This window comes from Paenibacillus sp. FSL R10-2771 (genome assembly GCF_038000205.1).
GTDB classification, from domain to species: Bacteria; Bacillota; Bacilli; order Paenibacillales; family Paenibacillaceae; genus Paenibacillus_AQ; species Paenibacillus_AQ phytohabitans.
Genome location: NZ_JBBOBM010000001.1, coordinates 6,853,753 through 6,872,002 on the forward strand (window position 1 = coordinate 6,853,753; position 18,250 = coordinate 6,872,002).

Sequence of the window (18,250 nt, forward strand, 5' to 3'; positions counted from 1 at the left end):
ATGCAGAAACGCAGCTATTACGGGTTATTATCCACAATTTCCTTGAGTGCCTTCGGCGATGCCTTTGGACTGCTGGCAATGGAATGGCTTGTCTATGAGCTGACTGGCTCCAAGCTGGCTATGGGTGCACTTGCCCTCAGCTCCATGATTCCGGAACAGGCGCTCCGCCTGCTCGGCTCACCCTTGTCCGACCGGCTGCCCCGCGTCCGGTTCATGGCCTGCCTCGCGTCGCTGCGTCTGCTGGCCCTCCTGCTGCCGCTGGGCATGGGGCTGGCCGGCCACCTGCAGCTGTGGCATTTGTTCGCTGCCGCCAGTCTCAGCGGAGCCTGCTCCGCCTTGTTCATGCCAACCGCAATGGCCGTGATTCCCGGCATCGCAAGCACCAGCAAGCTGATGCGCGCCTTCGCCATCATCGACGGCTGCAAGGGTGCCGCCGCACTTCTCGGCCCGGCCCTCGCTGGCGTGTTGACTGCAGCCAGCGGGGCCTTGCCGGCGCTCGGCATCAATGCCGTTTGTTATACGGCAGCGATAGCCACTCTGCTACTGCTGCCCCGCATGGGTAAGCCGGCAGCAGCCCCTGCCGGCAGCTTCTCGACAGCCCTCTATCTGCGGGAGGTAGCCGAAGGCTTCTCGTTCTACCGGCAGTTCCCCGCCATGCTGACGATTATGATGATGGCCGCCGTCAGCAATCTGAGCTCCATTGCCGTATGGACCATGATGGTCCCTTATGTCCGCGAGGTGCTGCACCGGGATGCAGCAGCGGTAGGCTCGCTGTCTACGGCCTCTGCGCTCGGATACTTAGCCGGGCTGGGCGTGATCTCCCTGATGGGCGAGATCACGAAGCGGCGCATCGTGATGCTCGGCAGCCTGGGCTTATCGGGTATCGTCACTATGGTGTGGGGGTTCATCCCCAGCTATTTCTTTGCCCTATTTGCGGTATTCGCCGCCGGACTGCTGGGACCTTTCTTCGGTTCCTTAAGCTCCTCCCTGCATGGACGGCTGGTTCCCGGCCACCTGCAGGGGCGGGTCAACTCGGTCCGGTTCCTGATTGGCGGGAGCCTGTCACCGCTCGGCGCCCTGGCAGGAGGAGCGGTCGCTGAGCTCTATGGGGTGCCTGCTCTTTTGCTGGCCGCAGGAATTCTTCCTGCCCTGTATGCTGGAGTGGCGCTGCGCTTGCCGGGACTGAAGGCGCTGGACGGGGACTTATCCGTGCTGGAACAGAGCACGCGTCCGAAGAGTGAAGTCACCCTAACGGGTAATATACCTGTATAGACTGAACTCTGTTTTCTATAATTTTGGGCTAGGCCACGCTCGAAACTCCGTGAAATGTCTGGACTTCCGGCGGGCATTACAATTTTTGCTGGATAGAAGTAAAATGTTGTACTTTCTGCAGAATTTTCGCACAGAAGGGGCCTTCCGGGGCGCATTGTTGTACTTTTTGCAGGATTTTTGCCGGTTTGGTGCTCGTCAGAGCTAGGTTGTTGCACTTTCTGCAAGATTATTGCGGATTCGCTGCTCACCAGAAGTAAATTGTTGTAATTTGCACAGCAATTCATCAGTCTGGACGGAGCTACGGGCAGCGCAGCGCAAGCAGCTGCTGCTTCACCTGCGAAGCCGCAGGAAGCGGCCGGCGCAACACGTCAAACAGGGCGATGCCGTCATGCACATCGCCCTGTTATTCTTAAGAAGTCCGTGCTGCAGAATCAGGATTCCATCCCGCCCTCAGTGGTCTCATAATGACTGGTATCGCCGTGAAGCACAATCTCGGGCACACCGTCCGTGATATCGATTCTGCACAGACAGGTAGGATAGATGTAGGGCAGATCCCAGAGCTTGTTCATGGCTCTGCTCTCGAAATAAGCCATAAGCACCTTAATCACAACCGTATGCGTCACAATGAGCACCGAGCCGCCTGCGTGGAGGTCTGCGATCTCCCGCAGCTTGCCCAGCGCACGCTCCTGCACCGCTGCAAAGGTCTCACTGCCCTCTACACTGAACTGCTCCGGGTCGCTCCAGAAGAACTGATGCTGCTCCGGATACTGAAGCTGCAGCTCTGCGGAATCACGGCCTTCCCAGACTCCCATGCCGATCTCCTTGAATTCATCGCAGGCCGTAAGCGGCAAGTCCCGCTCTCCCATGATAATCTCCGCCGTCCGCAGCGCCCGGGGACTAGAGCTCGCGTACACCGCGTCCAGCTCCACTTGCTGCATGCTCCGGCTTAGCCATTCTGCCTGCTGGACGCCCAGCGGTGTAAGCTCTGAATCCTGATGGCCCTGCATCCGCTTCTGCACATTCCATTCGGTCTGCCCGTGCCGGGTAATGTACACCGTTGTTGTAGTCATGAAACTTTGCTCCCCTCAAGCCGATAGCTCTCTTGCTCTATCCATAATCAATTACGCCTCCGCACCTCTTATGTGCGCTTGCGTTCCAGCCACTTCACCGCGTAATCCACAATCTCCCGCTGCGGAATCAGCTGTGCCGCCGATGCGGCCACCAAACCGCTGGCAATAAGCCCGGTCTCCCGGCCAAAATCCACGCCCAGCTCCGTGAAATCATCCGAGTTCCAGTTGTAATCACTGAATTCCATCCATCGTCTGACTCCGTCCACCATCATCGGCGCTGCAGCCATGACTTCCTGTTTCCCGGCATAGTCTGCCCGGTATTCCGCCAGATGCAGTGAGGTATTATTAAGATTGTCTACGCCAAGCAGCAGCACGCTTCCTCCCAGCTCATAGATCCGGGCCAGCGGAGACTGCTCACCGAAGGCGTACTCCAGGCTATGCCCGTCGATAATGACATCCCGGTGCTTCCCCCAGGCGGCAAAAGAATCGATCGGATGACTGCTGCGCCGGACGCCCTGCTGCTTGCGGAAGCAGTCGGGAATCACGCCCATCCCTCTAAGCGGAGTCAAGTCCGGGTCATATGCAGGCATATGCTCCCGGATGCCGGGCCACCAGGCCTCCGGCACCGGCGGTTTGCTCCAGCCTGACGGATCGGTCAGATCCGAGGATTGCGTAGGCATAACGAGCGTCCCTTCTTCACCCAGTACCTTCTCCAGCGCCAGGATAACGGCAACCGGACCACCAGCCACCCATTGTCCCAGTGATTTAAAGGAAGAATGCAGCAGCAGGGTCATTCCTTCATGCACGCCCAGCTTACGGAAGTCGGCGGCAAGTGTATCTACGGTAATCAGTGTTCCTTGTACTTCTTCCATTCCATTGCCTCCAGCCTCTAGCCATCCGTTGTTCATATCTTAAAATTCCTTATCCTCCGTCTGCCCCGAATAACGCTCCATCAGCTGCTTCGCCCGGTATTCACCGGGAGAGATACCCTCGAGCTCCTTAAAGACACGCGCGAATTGCTTGCTGTTCTCAAAACCTACAGCCTCAGAGACCCCAGCCAGCTTGACGGAATGATCAGCCAGCAGCTCCTTGGCGTGGCGGATGCGGACTTTTTTGAGATACAGCACAAAGCTCTCCCCGGTGTACGCCTTGAAGGCTTCACTGAAATATGAATAATTGAGCGAGACATAATTGCTGACCATAGCCATATTCAGCGGACGCGCATAATTCGCTTCGATATACGCCAGCGCTTCTTCCATATCCGCATGCTCGGTATGCGCAGATCTTATACCTATAATATAATCGTTCACACTAAGGAGCAAATGCTCCAGTGCCCGGTAATAGTCATGGAAATTGCTGAAATTATACAAGTTGCCGACCGCTCGGTACAGCTTCAGCACTTCCACCGAAGCCTCTCCATGCACACGGAACACTTCATCCAGCACCCGTTCATTAATACTCCGCCCTACATTCTCCAGGTAATCCAAATCCAGATGCAGCAAATGATCCGTCTGAAAAATAACACCAAGCAGCGTCTTAATCTCCTTCTCCCGCTCGGTTCCCAGCATATTAAGCAGCTTGCGCAGCTCCTCCTCCGGAGAAGGGAAGCTCAGGCGGCCGGCGCGGATATCCTTATAGTCGACAAAACTGGCCTGCGGGGACAAAAAAGTATACTGCAGCGCCCGGTACGCCTCCATGTAACAGGCACGGAACTGCTCCGGACTCCGGCTCTCACTGCTGATGCCGATGAGCAGCCGCTTAAGTTCTTTGGCCTCAGCCTTACCGGACAGCTCCAGGAAGCTCTCCATATTCCCCACAAGTACAAGCTTCCCGTCCCAATCGGTCAGAATTTCCGTGAATTTATGTTCCAGCGGTCCGATCAGCCGCTCCAGCACGCCCTGGACCTCTCCGTGATTCATCCGCGCGCCGTCCCGGTGATAATAATTGACCACGCCTACTGTAAAAGGAATCTGCAGCGTCGACAGCTCCTCCATCTGTGCCGCCGATGCTTCTACCTCCCGCTGCATCAAAAGCCCCCGCAGGCGGGCAATCCGCAGCTCGCGGCGGTAGCCTTCCGCCTCCTGCTTCTGCCGCAGGCTGCTCGACTGGCGGTCCATTCCCTCCTTGTCAATCCGTTCGAGAATCTCGAACAGCTCTTCGCGGCGGATCGGCTTCAGCAGATAATCCTTCACGCGGTAGCGGATCGCGCTTTTGGCATATTCGAAATCATCATGGCCGCTTAAAATAATGACAGCAGGCGGCTCCTCCTTGCCTGCTTCCACCGACAAACGTTCCAGCAGCGTGATCCCGTCCATAATCGGCATCCGGATATCCGTAATAATGACATCCTTCCGCTCCTGCTTGTACAGCTCCAGCGCTTCCGCACCGTTGCCCGCCATCGTGATGCTGTAGACAGACGGATATTCCCGTTCGATCATCGCCTTCAGACCTTGACGGATCATTTTTTCATCATCCACGATCAGCAGATTGGTCATAGCTAGTTATCCCCCGTCAATAGAACTTTGGGCAGTGACATGAACACAGTTGTCCATTTCCCTGCTTCACTCTGCACTTCCAGCCCGTAGGCTTCACCATAGAACAGCTGCAGACGCTGATGCACATTGCGCAGTCCGACGCCTCCCGACTTATACCCGCCGCTGCTGGTTCCCGAAGGGTCAGCCCCCGGTTCCTCCTTGGCATAAATCGCCTCATGCAGCTGGGTCAGCTGCTGCGGCGTCAGCCCGAGGCCATTATCGCGCAGCGAGATGAAGATATCCCCCTCGGCCTCCGTAATATCGATCCGCACAACACGGTCCGTGAGCTCTATCCCGTCCGCATTCCACGCATGCTTTACACTGTTCTCAACAATCGGCTGCAGCGACATTTTGAGCACCTCCACTTCCAGATAAGCGCTGTCAATATTAAGCTCCAGCCTAATGGTATGCTCGAATCTTATATTCATAACCTCTATATAGTTCTGGATATGGCGGATCTCGTCTTTCAGCTTCACGTATTCACCCGTCCATTTGAAATTATAGCGCATCATGCCGCCAAGCCGGGTAAGCGCATCCGAGATCGTCCGCTGATTCTCAATCTCCGCCAGCATTTTGATATTCTCCAGTGTATTGTAGAGGAAGTGGGCATCGATCTGATTATGCAGCGTCCGCAGCTCAGCTTCCTTCGACAGCGCCTGTTTATGGACAGCCTGAGCCACCAGCGTATTAATTGTGTTCATCAGCTTGGAGAAGTGATGGGCAAGCTCGCCGACCTCGCCGCCTCCGCTGACGCGGATACTTCCATACGGCTCTCCCCGGCGGACTCTCTTCATCGTTTCGGTCAGCCGGCGGAGATTCTTCAGGATGAATGCATTCAGCACGTAAGCAATGGCAGTGACCAGGAAGATGAAGCCGATATTGACCCCAATAATCAGATTACGGGTACGCGAAATATCCATCATCACACCTTTCATCGAGACCACAGTGACCAGAGAAGCATTGATCTGCTCCAGCGGCGCCTGAATCAGCATGAAGGAATTCCCGTTCTCCTTATAATCCATCACCCATTTACCGGTCTTTCCGAACTCTGCCAGCCGGTCTTTGATTGCCGCAGTCAGCCCCTTATTATTCTCCAGAAAAGAGTTGTCTGTCCGGGTGAACAGGTTCAGCTCATCATCCGCAAGAATCATCTGGGATTCATTATCCTGCACGGAGGTATACGTCTTGGGTGTGAATTTACTCAGCAGCATATCTACCTGAACCATCCCGATGTGATTGCCCGCCGGAATGCTGATCTCCCGCAGCACCGATACCTTCGGTTGCCCCTGCTCTGTTTCCCCCGAGAAGCGCTTCATCAGGTCGATATCCGAGTTCTGAAAGGACCACAGATTCCGCAATCCTTCCAGCTCCAATGCCTTCTGAAACCAGGGCTCCATGGAGACCCGGGACTCACGGAAAATAACCGGCCACATCTCATATACATTTTTGCTGCTGGAATACAGGTACAAATGCTCAATATTCGGATTATTGAACTGGATCTGGCTGAGGTTCATGAAGCTGGTTGTGTTGTAATCAATCAGCTCTCCGAGTGTAGGATCACTTTCGCTGATCAGATACTCCCGGGTGATTTTATCACTATACGCCATCTGGAGCGCCCGCTCCATCGCCTCAATCTGATTGAGTACATGCAGCTTCTCCATCTGCAGCAGATAGTCGTTTTTCTCGATCGCATCCTGCATATACGTATTGTTAATGGCCTTGTACGAATAGAAGGACACCAGCAGACTGGGTCCCAGAATAATAAAGATATAAGCCACAACCAGCCGGCTTTGCAGTGATCTCCGTCCGAGCCAATAACGGAAGGAATTCCATAATGCTCCTGTTCGTTTGCGCATATTCACCTCTCCGTTAATAGCTGGAGCCTTGTAGATCCCGTTACTAGAAAATAACCCAAAAGCCCGCGGTTAGCGGGCAATTGGGTCTTATATTGGAGACTACATTCCGAGTTTTTTCTTGTTCTCTTCATATTTAGTCTGGCGGTATGCATCGAAGGTCGCTTGACCTTCCTTCTCTTTTTTGGTGAGATATTCAGACCAGATCTTATCGAATTCCGCATCGGATTCAGCCATCAGTAGCTTCGGCATGGTTTTGCCGCGCAGCTGTTTCAGCTTGGTCGCGATGATGCCCTCCGGCGAGTTACCGCTAGGATCAATCAGCTGGAATTCCGAAGTATTAATAGATTTCCCGCGGGTCCAGTCTTCCAGTTGTTTGAACGGCTCAACGGATTTTGGTGCCCATTGGTCAGTAATATTCGTATTTTGCATCATCCAGAAGGTGAACGAAGAGCCGTATTGCTTATCAAATGCTGCACGGTCCGAATTCATCAGCTTAAGGGCTTCAGGGAGGAATTGATCCTTGCCCTCAATTGTATCATAGCTGACCCCTTTTTCGCCCAGGAAAAGATCCTTTTGGCCTTCTTCACTGTTCAGGTAGCTGAGGAATTTAATTGCGCGTGCTTTATCCTTAACATCCTTCGAGATCAGGGTAACGGTCCAGCCGGAGATCCCAGGGCCATTCAGTGTAGGCTGATCCAGTTTGGTGTTGGCTGGTCCATCTACAGCAATGTAGACCATCTCAGGATTCTTCTGGAAAATAGTTCCTTGCTGGGAAGCAAAGTCTGTACGTTGATACAGCATTGCGAAGTAGCGTCCCTGTACGATTTTTTCTTCCATTTGTGCCCGTTTGTCAATGAAGATATCTTTTGCCAGCAATCCGTCCTGGTTAGCCTGGCGGAGTGTTTTCATCCAGCGTACATATTCAGGATCGGTTTCACGGTCATATACCTTGCCGTCTTTTTCCCAAGGAATCGCCAGGAAGTTCTGAATGTAGCCTTCCAGCGAGTCGTTGCCGTTCTCAGTGAACTCATGCAGACCCAGCGGAATCAGCGGCTGGCCGTTGACTTCAGGGAATTTCTCCTGTGCAGTCTTCAGCGCAGCGAGGAAGCCTTCAGGGGTACGCATATCCGGACTGCCGATGGCTTCATAAATATCCTTGCGGACTGCGAACGTCTGGTTCGATACATAGGTATCGCCATATTTTTCATAGTCGGCTGGAGAAGAGGAGGAGTTAGGATAGCCGTATACATTGCCGTCCGGCTGAGTGTACCAGCCAAGCTTATCTTTATCGGAAACTTTGTAGAAGTACGGGTCGTATTCATCAGCCAGCTTGTTCAGCGGAAGCACCAATTCGCCTTCTACCATTTTTTTGATGGCATCTTCCCAGTAGCCGAGGGTGATGAAGTCAGGCAGCTTGCCGGAAGCAATCAGCGTGTTCAGCTTCTCATTCTCATTCCCTGCAGGCACGATAAAGTTAACATTAACGCCGGTCTTCTTCGAAACATATTGCGAAGTTGGATCTACGCCCCATTTGTTGGCAAACCAGGCAAAGTTCAGATACCAGTCGAAGGTGATTGGTGAAGTGTCGCTCATCCAGCCTGGCTCATCGCCTGTTGCTGCCGGAGCTGTCGTTTCTGTTGCATTGGTTGCCGGTGCCTCTGTAGCTTCAGCCGGCTTCTCCGTTGCTGTATTTCCGTTTGCGGCATTATTATTGCTTGAACAACCCGCTGCAGAGAATGTCAGCATTAGTCCCAAGAGCAGCAGGACCATTTTCTTTGGCTTATGTTTCATGCCCATGCTTGTTTACCCCTTTTCTAGAAAATAGTAATTATAAGCTCAACCCCGCTGCCCGCAAGACAATGGGCTCCGGAGGAGTTACCTTGTGGTTCGCAGATGCTCAGCCTTTGATGGAGCCGATCATCATGCCTTTAACGAAATAGCGCTGCAGGAACGGATAGACGAACACGATTGGCAGCGTTGTGACAACCATGGTTGCCAGCTTGATGGACTGGGAGGTTACCGATCTTGTGGCCGCGCTGCCCTGGACAGCAACCATCATCGTATTCGAGCTGGACTGGGCCACAACCCGGAACAGATAGGTCTGAATCGGCTGCAGGTCCACATTGTTCACATAGATGATGCCGGCAAAATAATCATTCCATTGATACACGCCGTGGAACAGCGCGATGGTGGCAATAACCGGCATGGAGACCGGAAGCACGATCCGCAGTAAGATGGACCAGTCATTGGCTCCGTCAATCCGCGCTGCTTCTTCCAGACCCTCGGGGATCTCCCGGAAGAAGGTCATGAAGATAATAAGATCGAAGAAGCTGAACATGACAGGAATGATAAAGACCATGAAGTTATCGAGTAAATGCAGATCACGCATCAGCAGGAAGGTTGGGATCAGGCCGCCGTTAAAGAATAATGTAATGGTGCCGATCAGAATGTAGAGCTTGCCGCCAACCAGATCCTTGCGGGACAAGGCATAAGCTACCATCGCTGTAAAGAATACATGCAGAGCCACACCAAGGACTGTCTTGAGTACGGTAACCCCCATCGCCAGCATAATCCCCGGACTTGCAAATACTGCATCGAAGTTCTTCAGTGTGAACATCCGCGGCCACCAGTAAATCCCGCCCAGCATGGCGTCATTACCGTCATTGAAAGCGTTGACGAGCACATACCAGATCGGATACAGCGTCAGGAAGCAGACGCAGAGCATAACCAGATTATTGACGATATCGAAAATTGCTTCGCCTTTGGTTTTACGTTTAAGAGCAAACATATATAGGTCCTCCTTGTCCTAGAACAGCGACGTGTCGTTGATTTTTTTGGATACCTGATTGGCAATCAGCAGCAGAATCAGTGCAATGACCGCTTTGACCAGGGTGACCGCCGCAGAATAGGAGAAGCGGTTGGAGACAATACCTGTCTGATAGATATAGTAATCAATTACATTGGAAGTGCTGTCGTTAAGCGAATTCCGCAGCACCAGAATCTGGTCGAAGTTCGAGTTCAGTACACCGCTGACTGCCAGAACGAACAGGATGCTGATCGTGGCCCGGATAGCCGGCAGAGTAACAAACCACATTTTCTGGAAACGTCCTGCGCCGTCAATCGTTGCTGCTTCATACATTTCCGGAGACACGCCGGCAATCGCCGCGAGGTAGATAATCGCTGACCAGCCAAGCTCCTTCCAAATGTCGGAGGTGATGATTATCGTCCAGAAGTAACTCGGTTCAGCCAGGTAAGTGATCGGTTTGTCAATCAGATTGAGTGCAAGCAGAATATTATTGATAATCCCTATATCCGCGAGCCAGGTGGCCAGAATGCCGCCAAGCACAACCCAGGAGAGGAAATGCGGCAGATAGGAGATCGTCTGAATTGTCTTCTTGAATCTGATGGAACGGACCTCATTGAGGAACAGGGCGAATATGATCGGCAGCGGGAACCCGATAAGCAGCTTGATCAAGCTGATCCCGAGAGTATTGCGGATAACATTCGGCAGATCCTCATCTGCGAACAGTTCCCTGAAATGCTCCAGGCCCACCCAAGGGGCTTCGGCGATCGACTTGACGATATTATATTCCTTGAAAGAAATAATCAAGCCGTAGATCGGGATGTAGTTGAATATGATCATCCACACTACACCAAGCAGTGCCATGGTCTGCAGATGACGCTGGGCTACAAATTTCCTCCAGAGCGTATTTTTGCGAACTGAACCGGTTTCGATTGACGCCGGAATGAGCGGCCCCATTACCGGATTTGGTTTGGTGCTTTGTTTGTTCTCCATCGTATGGACCTCCAAAATCCCCAACTTTAATGTGTGAAGCGTTTTCATCTCTATGTATTTATTGTATGCGTTTTAGTATTTGGGCGTAAGGTCCCAGATTTCGTATTTGGGGGCTCATTTTTCGGCTTGGCTCAAAAACTCAACCGCCATCGGAGATCGGCTGCCGGAAGCCCTGAACTTCCGGCAGCCATTGTCTCTTCCCGATCGAAACCCCTTCCGCGCTTGCATGGGTGAGTGCTACTCTGCCCGTTTGGGACAAATTCAAAGCTGCCAATCCCTCGGGGCTGCTGGTTTTGCCTACTTTTAGAGGAATGAGGGGCACTTCTGCTCCTCATTCCTCCCTATCGCCCACTTCCGGCGGATTCAGGGGCACTTCTGCTCCTCATTTCACCCTATCGCCTACTTCTGGCGGATTCAGGGGCACTTCTGCTCCTCATTTCACCCTATCGCCTACTTCCGGGGGATTTAGAGGGATTTATCCCTTTAATTTGCTCATTCCGCCTACTTCTGGCGGGTTTAGAGGGATTTATCCCTTTAATTTGCTCATTCCGCCTGTTTCCGGCGGATTTAGAGGGATTTATCCCTTTAATTTGCTCATTCCGCCTACTTCCGGGGGATTTAGAGGGATTTATCCCTTTAATTTGCTCATTCCGCCTACTTCCGGGGGATTTAGAGGGATTTATCCCTCTAATTTGCTCATTCCGCCTGCTTCCGGCGGATTTAGAGGGATTTATCCCTTTGATTTGCTCATTCCGCCTACTTCCGGCGGAATCAGAGGGATTTATCCCTCTGATTTGCTCATTCCGCCCACTTACGGCGGATTTAGAGGGATTTATCCCTCTAATTTGCTCATTCCGCCTACTTCCGGCGGAATCAGAGGGCTTAAGAGCTTCTGCTCCTCATTCCCCGTATCGCCGACAACTGGCGGATTCAAGAGTATTCACCTTTAATCCACCTAACCCCGGGCAATTAAAAGGAGGCCCAACCGGGCCTCCTTCCTGTACCTTTATCAACTTGAATGAATATATAGATTGAACTTGTATTTTTGCTATTATGGGATTGCCGTGGCTCCAAAGAATATTTGGCCCTCCAGCCGCTGTTGTCTACAAATTTCTTGAATTTAACCCGCTGTTTCGCGGTGGAAATCCGCCTGATTATTCCATTACCGCACGGATGGCGGCAATCTCTCCGCGCCGCAATGCCTCGGCATCCCCGCCGCGCAGCAGGCCGTCGGCAATCAGGCGTTCCTCGCCGCTGCGGAATTGCAGCGTCAGATTCTGAATGACCGCCTTGCTGCCGCCGAAGGTATCGGCATGACGCGGATTATAATACGTTACTTCCGTACTTCCCAGCAACGTGAAGGATACATGCCCCTGCTCATCGAACAGCCAGCCGGGAAGGGCCGGATTCAGCTGCAGGGTTAACTCGCCGTCTTCCACAGAGAACAGCCGGCTGCCGGCCATCATCGTTCTCCACATGCTCAGGAACTCCGCCGTAGAGCCGCTCAGCCGGGCAACAAACCCCCTGCCATGCGTTGCAGGATCGGGATTGCCGCCTGTTGAGATGAACGAGGAATTCTCCAGTGTACTGCGACCGTAGACCTCAGGGTCAAGGAACGGAATCAGCGAGGTTTTCAGCTCGCTGTAGAATTCTTCGTACAGCCCCGCCTTCAGCAGCTCAAGCAAATATTTGTACGACATGTGCAAGAAGTTGGACTCCCGCTCCTGCCAGCCCGGTGTGAAGGCACGGATGCGGCCGATCTCATGCGATTCTTCTTCCAGCGACACTGAAGTCCGGTACATCGATGTAACCGGATCAAAGAGCCCGCTCTGTTTCACTTTGCTGTAGATTCCCTTGGCGGTTCCCTTGCTGTCCAGCGTTTTGAGCCAGCGGGCAGGGCCTTCCAGGAAATACGGCAGGGCAGCAGCTTCGAACTCTTCGACCAGAGCCTTCGGCAGCCCGTAGCCGCTGATGACCGGCTCTCCGGCTTCATCCGTTACAGGCTGGAAACGTGTTGCCTCGAAGCGGAAATAGGTCGGAACCAGTCCGCCGCCAATCCCTACCGCGCGCTCAATACCCTGATCCACCTTACGCAGCCATTTGCCCAGTGCCTCGCGGATGACCGCAAGGGAGATTTCGGCGGTCTCGCCTGTAATTCCGAAGCGGATCTCTGCCCGGTAAGCCTCGCGCGCCGAAGCTACGCGGTCCCAATACGGGAATTGGGCCAGTGAACCGTCAAGCACTTCAGTTACAGCACGGTTCACCTGCTCAAGCAGCGAAGCCATCTCTAACGGAAGCGCTACTGTTGAAGGAAGATCCGCGCCGCTCTCCAGCGCTTCCAGCATGAACACAAGCATCCGCTTGAGTTCAAAGGTCTCGCTCATTCCGGAGCCGACCAGTCCCGGCAGACCGTTCATAGCATCATTCCAGCCCGGCTTGTTGCCTTCCATCTCTACACCCATCCCGTAAGGATCAAGCGTGGCAAATTTGTTCATGGCAAGCGACAGCATCTTCACAAACAGGCTGGTCCGGTAGATCTCCCCGTGCCCGCCTTGTGTGCGCAGCCACTGGGTATCGCTGGCCTTGCGCTTCAGCTTGTGCAGCTTCTCCTCATCCTCCAGCAGCGCTCCGAATTGCCGCACCTGCCCGCCGCTGATTACATATTTCTCGCTGCGCGGCAGCACATAAGCCGGGCTGTCATAGAACGTATAAGTCTCGTCCCCGAACAGCAGCGCCTCCTGCCGTTCCGGATAAATATCCAGATAACCTTCCACCAGATCAAGATTGTAGGTCCAGTGATCGGACCAGAAGCCTTCTCCGAAGGCGGCTTCAATGTTCTGCTGCGACAGGGCAAGCACACCGCTGAGGAATTCCTGCTCACTGATGTTCAAAGCAAGATTGTGATCCGCAATGTAGTTAATCAGGCTGCCTGGTGTGAAGCGTCCGGCCAGTAGCCGCTCAAATCCGGCATGATGCTCCACAAGCGCCCCGGTAACCCATGCTTTAAGCTTCTCTCCCTCACCCGGCAGAATTTCAAAGCTGGTACCCTGCACGCTAAGCGGATTGTAGCCGTCAGCCTGAATCAGACTGTAGAACATCTTGATGTTGAAGCTGCCCACCTTCGGGTGGAAAAACACATCGCTGCGCCGGTTCTGGTTCATATCTCGGAAATTGCCGTTGCCCTGCGAATAATATTCAGGCGCCAGCGAGAAGAAGTTGTAATCCCGTTCCATATCACCATGCTTGCGCGAGTATAGATGTACAACAAAGCCTTCACCGCCGTTATCAAAAATAAACGGATAGCCCCCGCGCAGAAAATTGTCGAGATAAGACTGGCGGCAATAAGCATCGAACAGCGGCGAGGAGGTATGCGTAGCAATATCAGCCGTTAAATCCTCGGTCAAACTGGCCGCTTCCTGTGCCTTGGCGGTAAAATAATCTTCCCGGCAGAGCTCAGCCGCCCGATGATTGATTCTGGCAATATCATTTACATGCCCAATGATTGTATTCAGCTTCAGCGAAGTTCCCGGTGCAAGTGTTCTGGATACGCCGCTGAAGCCGCACGGCACCTTGTTGGTTGGGTATTGGGCCTGTGCAAGCAGCTCCGCCAGCGGAAGCTCCGCGAAGCGGTCGGGATACGTCAGCGAAGTATTGCCGCCGAAGATTACTTCATAATCTACGACCGGATACAGCTGTTCTCCTTCCGCTGTGGAGGAGAGATAGAAGTGCCCGCTCTCAATCAGGCTCATTTCCGCATCGTCATTCGTGCTGGAGCGCAGCTTGTAGAACGGAATTCCGTTCTCCAGGTTATACACATCCATCCAGCTGCGCAGCAGGTTGCCCATCTCTTTGTAGCCCCCGTTCGCTACGCCGAAGGGAAGAACCTCCGGAAGACCGTCGAGCAGCTCCAGCTCCAGCTCTGTCCCGCTGATATTCTCGATCTCCACCTGCCGGATCAGCGCGGCATAATCATCACCCGGCAGGTTGAAGTAGTGGACCGTCGTCTTCAGCCCATGTCCTGCATGTGACTCCTCAATGGTCAGTCCGTTCGGCAGGATCGTCATGATCCGCTTGGCCGCCGGGTCAGGGCGTGCCGACTGGAACGGCTCATAGACTTCTGCTGTACCCTTCAGCTTGATGAAGGTGCGGAATCCGGTGGAGGCTACATTCTTATACGAAATATTGGCCGGAGAGAACTCCATAATCGGCGAATTTTTGTCCCGTACTCCGAAGCTGCTGATTCCTTGACCCCGGTTCACGTAGAACGTCCACATCGGGATCCCCTTCAATCCGGCAAGTCCGGGCAGGAAGCTGGCGAACGGTTTGCCTTCGTGGAACTGCTCTATGACAAATTTACCTGAATCGAAATAATAATGGTTCATGCTTAAGTCCTCCTAAAAGTTTGTTGATATATGCTTTTGTTGCTCTGTTGCGGCAAGTTTGCTCAAGGCAGCCTCTGCTTCCTATGCAGTTCCTGAATGATTGCACTTCCTGCATTAGAAATTGCTTTATTATGCCCTGAACATCATTCTGTTGTATTTCATACATTTGATTTCCGTTTTTTTGCGGCGGATTTAGGCGACATCTGCTGTAGATAGTACAATAGACGGCCTCAAGCAAGAGTGTCTCAACTCGCGCTGAATCAGCCTTTGAATCGATCCCATCCGCTTCGTTTCTGTTCATCTTCTTCATGTCTGCTGCCAGCTGGCTTAACCTTGCGAAATCAGATGTGTGGCAATGGAATGTGCAGGCAATGTGCACTCAGCGATTTCGCCGCCGAGGCCAAGCGTCAGGGAGCGTTCTGCTTCGCCTTCGTTCATCAATACAACAGCGATGCTGCCGTCCGGATTGCGGAACGCCGCTGACAGCACGCCTTCCGCAGCCGACTGCAGCCCGATCCGCACAGCACCCGGTGCAATGAATTTGCTGAAATGCCCGATGTAATAATACGAGCTGTTATAGTGAACCTCGTCCGTAGCCGTATCCGCAATCACCGGAGCATCGCAGAGATTCCCCACATGATTCGGTCCGCCCGTCTCATCCAGCACCAGATTCCAGTCCAGATAGCCCTCTGTCCAGGCATTCAGATCGCCGATCATATTCCGGCCGTAGCGCTCACCCGTGAACCATTCCCCCAGACGCACGCCGCCTTCCTGGCAGCCTTCGGTGAAGAGCACATGCTTATCCGGGAAAAGCTCATGCACCTTCTCCACCTTGTCGAACTCCTCACCGCCGTACCAGTGGATTCCGGTTCCCCATACATACTGCGCTGCTTCCGGATCGGATAGAATCGGTGTCACGCGTTCGATCATAATATCCCGGTTGTGATCCCAGATGACGATGTTCACATCCTCCATTCCGGCCTCGCGCATCACCGGGCCGAGGTGGTTTTTGACGAAATCGCGTTCTTCTTCAGCAGTGTATACACAGGAGTCCCAAGTCTGGACTGCCGCCGGCTCATTCTGCACCGATACCGCCCAGACCGGAACGCCCTCTTTACGGTAAGCCTCGATGAATTTGGTATAATAGCGCGCCCAGACTGCAGCATATTCCGGCTTCAGCGAACCGCCGTTATTCATCTCCCCGTTCGTTTTCATCCAGGCCGGCGGGCTCCAAGGCGAAGCCAGCATCGTGAAAGGCCCGCCTTTGACCTCCATAGCATCCTTAATGAGCGGCAGGACCCACTGGTGATCATGCGAGATATCAAAGGTCGTAAGCTCCGTATCCTCATCCTGTACATAGGTATAGTTGCCGAGCGCGAAGTCACAGCTATGAATATGCACGCGGCCCATACTGTAATTCAGCCCGTCCACCGGGTGAAAATAACACCGGATGACCTCTGCCCGTTTCTCCGGACTCATCCGGGACAAGGTATACGCAGCCGCTTCAGTGAAAGCGCCGCCAAAACCAATGATTGTTTGATACTCCTGCTCCGGCTGCAGCAGTATATCTGCTGTGGTACCGGGAATTCCCGCCTTGAACTGAATACCTTCCCTGGAGCTCAGACGATCTGCTGTATCTTTGGCGGTTACTACGGTTTGAACGGTTGGCATGTGGGTTCACTCCTTCATCATTTGAATTCGAAATAAAACGAAAGAAATCGAAACCGGTTTCGATTTTGCTGAAAAAAAATGCATTCCCGGTTGAACGCACTTTTATCTCTTGACCGGCGGTGCACAGGAATCTCTGACGATGATCTCTACAGGCAGAACCAGCGCCTCCTGATTTGTACGCGGCCCGTTCATCGAAGCCAGTAAAAGCTCCGCCGCCCGGGTACCCAGCAGCTCCGTGTTCTGGCGGACGGTGGTCAGCGCAGGGGTAACATATCCCGCAAGCTCAATATCATCATAACCCATGACTGAAATATCCTCCGGTACAGACAGGCCCTGATCCTTGGCAGCCATTACGGCACCCAGTGCAAGCAAGTCACCTGAAGCAAACACGGCAGTTGGCCGTTCCGGCAGCTCCAGCAAAGACTTCATTGCGCCGTAACCGTTCTCCAGAGAGTAGAATGCTCCCTCGGCAACATATTCGTCCGGCACCTCAAGACCCTGCTGCTCCATCGCCGCTCTGTACCCCAGCTCCCGCTGTTGTCCCGGATACGTATTCCCGCCTCCCGAAATATGGGCAATTCTGCGGTGTCCGAGCGATACCAGATATTCCACTGCCTGCAGTGCACCGGTCATATTATCCGAGCAGACCGTATGCGACAACGCCGTTTCGAAATCGAGAACCACTGTAGGAATATCACTCTCCAGAAGCTCCCGGAAATAAGGATCCTCATAATCGGAAAGGAACACTACAACCCCATCGACTCCGCGAATCCGGCAGTTCTCCAGATATCCGCTCTGCTTGCCGCCGACATCCTTCGAGATAAACATGAGGGCGTAACCCTTGGCTACGGCAACCTGCTTGAAGCTCTCAATAACCGCACTGAAGAAAGGATGGCGGATACCCGCTCCCGTGTTCTCCACAAACAGCACACCGATCGTCCAGGATTTCTTGGTCGTTAGTGTACGCGCATGCGCATTAGGAAGATATCCCATTTCCTGGGCGGTACGCAGTATTTCCTGCCGCGTCTTCTCCCGCACGTCAGAGTAGTTATTGAACGCCTTGGATACCGTGGTTGGTGAATAGCCGGTTCTTTTGGCAATATCGTATATGGTAGTCACTTCCGGTTCACTCCCGCGGCCCAAATGAAAGCCCTTTTATGTTCACTGTCATTCTAACTTCTTTCAGAACGGCCGTCCAGCATAAAATATCTCTGTACCGCAGGCAGCAGCGTAACGATCTGAACCAGCATGCCCAGAGACATGTAGAAAACATGAACAATACTGACTGTATCCATCATATACGTCTGCACCATAATCCAGATAATCTGGCCAAAGCCGATATAAAGCGAGAAGCTCCATGCTGCATGCAGCGCCTTAAACGGAGTGAGCGCATAGCCCCAAGACCACTCAGGCTGCTTAAAAAGACCATAGAGCACCATTAGCGGCAGCAGCCCAAAAATGACCAGCAGCAGAATGCCGGGAATTGCATAACTGTCAAAGGGCGATCTTTCCAGTATGGACGCCGGCATTCCAATCATTTCACCACTGGGATCGGCGAGCAGGACCAGCCCTCCGGCGACAGCTCCAAGGCCTAAGAATGCCTGAAGCACAAATAGCAGTCTTACGGCCCCGGGCTTTTTTTCACTAACGGTCATTCAGCTTCCTCCTC

13 protein-coding genes are annotated in these 18,250 nt (G+C 53.2%); 1 reads left to right on the plus strand and 12 read right to left on the minus strand.

Annotated elements, in window-relative coordinates; all coding sequences use genetic code 11:
- Positions 1–1,272, plus strand: a complete 1,272-nt coding sequence (locus NSU14_RS29535; protein WP_042133133.1) for an MFS transporter — start codon at positions 1–3, stop codon at positions 1,270–1,272.
- Positions 1,273–1,703: 431 nt separating this feature from the next.
- On the opposite strand, the gene NSU14_RS29540 is transcribed toward NSU14_RS29535, so the two are convergent.
- The 12 genes from NSU14_RS29540 to NSU14_RS29595 all read right to left on the minus strand — a co-directional run bounded on the left by NSU14_RS29540 (position 1,704) and on the right by NSU14_RS29595 (position 18,236).
- Positions 1,704–2,342, minus strand: coding sequence for a histidine phosphatase family protein (locus tag NSU14_RS29540; RefSeq protein ID WP_340948178.1), 639 nt, complete (start codon positions 2,340–2,342; stop codon positions 1,704–1,706).
- A 68-nt stretch (positions 2,343–2,410) separates the two neighbouring features.
- Positions 2,411–3,214, minus strand: coding sequence for an aminoglycoside N(3)-acetyltransferase (locus NSU14_RS29545; RefSeq protein WP_042133129.1), 804 nt, complete (start codon positions 3,212–3,214; stop codon positions 2,411–2,413).
- Between the two features lie 39 nt (positions 3,215–3,253).
- The gene (locus NSU14_RS29550) at positions 3,254–4,837 is read right to left on the minus strand and encodes a response regulator (protein WP_340948180.1); all 1,584 of its coding nucleotides are present in this window, start codon (positions 4,835–4,837) and stop codon (positions 3,254–3,256) included.
- Between the two features lie 2 nt (positions 4,838–4,839).
- Positions 4,840–6,732 carry a cache domain-containing sensor histidine kinase gene (locus NSU14_RS29555; RefSeq protein ID WP_042133126.1) on the minus strand — a complete coding sequence of 631 codons (1,893 nt, stop codon included), beginning with the start codon at positions 6,730–6,732 and terminating at the stop codon, positions 4,840–4,842.
- 99 nt (positions 6,733–6,831) lie between these two features.
- Complete coding sequence (locus NSU14_RS29560) at positions 6,832–8,529, minus strand: extracellular solute-binding protein (protein WP_042133124.1); 1,698 nt, start codon at positions 8,527–8,529, stop codon at positions 6,832–6,834.
- A gap of 100 nt (positions 8,530–8,629) precedes the next feature.
- Positions 8,630–9,520, minus strand: coding sequence for a carbohydrate ABC transporter permease (locus tag NSU14_RS29565; protein WP_042133123.1), 891 nt, complete (start codon positions 9,518–9,520; stop codon positions 8,630–8,632).
- Positions 9,521–9,538: 18 nt separating this feature from the next.
- Complete coding sequence (locus tag NSU14_RS29570) at positions 9,539–10,528, minus strand: ABC transporter permease (RefSeq protein ID WP_039309713.1); 990 nt, start codon at positions 10,526–10,528, stop codon at positions 9,539–9,541.
- 139 nt (positions 10,529–10,667) lie between these two features.
- Positions 10,668–10,802, minus strand: a complete 135-nt coding sequence (locus NSU14_RS29575) for a hypothetical protein (protein WP_256704074.1) — start codon at positions 10,800–10,802, stop codon at positions 10,668–10,670.
- A gap of 880 nt (positions 10,803–11,682) precedes the next feature.
- The gene (locus NSU14_RS29580) at positions 11,683–14,910 is read right to left on the minus strand and encodes a cellobiose phosphorylase (RefSeq protein WP_340948181.1); all 3,228 of its coding nucleotides are present in this window, start codon (positions 14,908–14,910) and stop codon (positions 11,683–11,685) included.
- 327 nt (positions 14,911–15,237) lie between these two features.
- Positions 15,238–16,581, minus strand: coding sequence for a glycoside hydrolase family 30 protein (locus NSU14_RS29585; protein ID WP_340948183.1), 1,344 nt, complete (start codon positions 16,579–16,581; stop codon positions 15,238–15,240).
- 102 nt (positions 16,582–16,683) lie between these two features.
- The gene (locus NSU14_RS29590; protein ID WP_076243580.1) at positions 16,684–17,700 is read right to left on the minus strand and encodes a LacI family DNA-binding transcriptional regulator; all 1,017 of its coding nucleotides are present in this window, start codon (positions 17,698–17,700) and stop codon (positions 16,684–16,686) included.
- Between the two features lie 53 nt (positions 17,701–17,753).
- Positions 17,754–18,236 (minus strand): hypothetical protein, encoded by a 483-nt coding sequence (locus NSU14_RS29595; RefSeq protein ID WP_340948186.1) that lies wholly within the window; start codon positions 18,234–18,236, stop codon positions 17,754–17,756.
- Positions 18,237–18,250 lie beyond the last annotated feature (14 nt).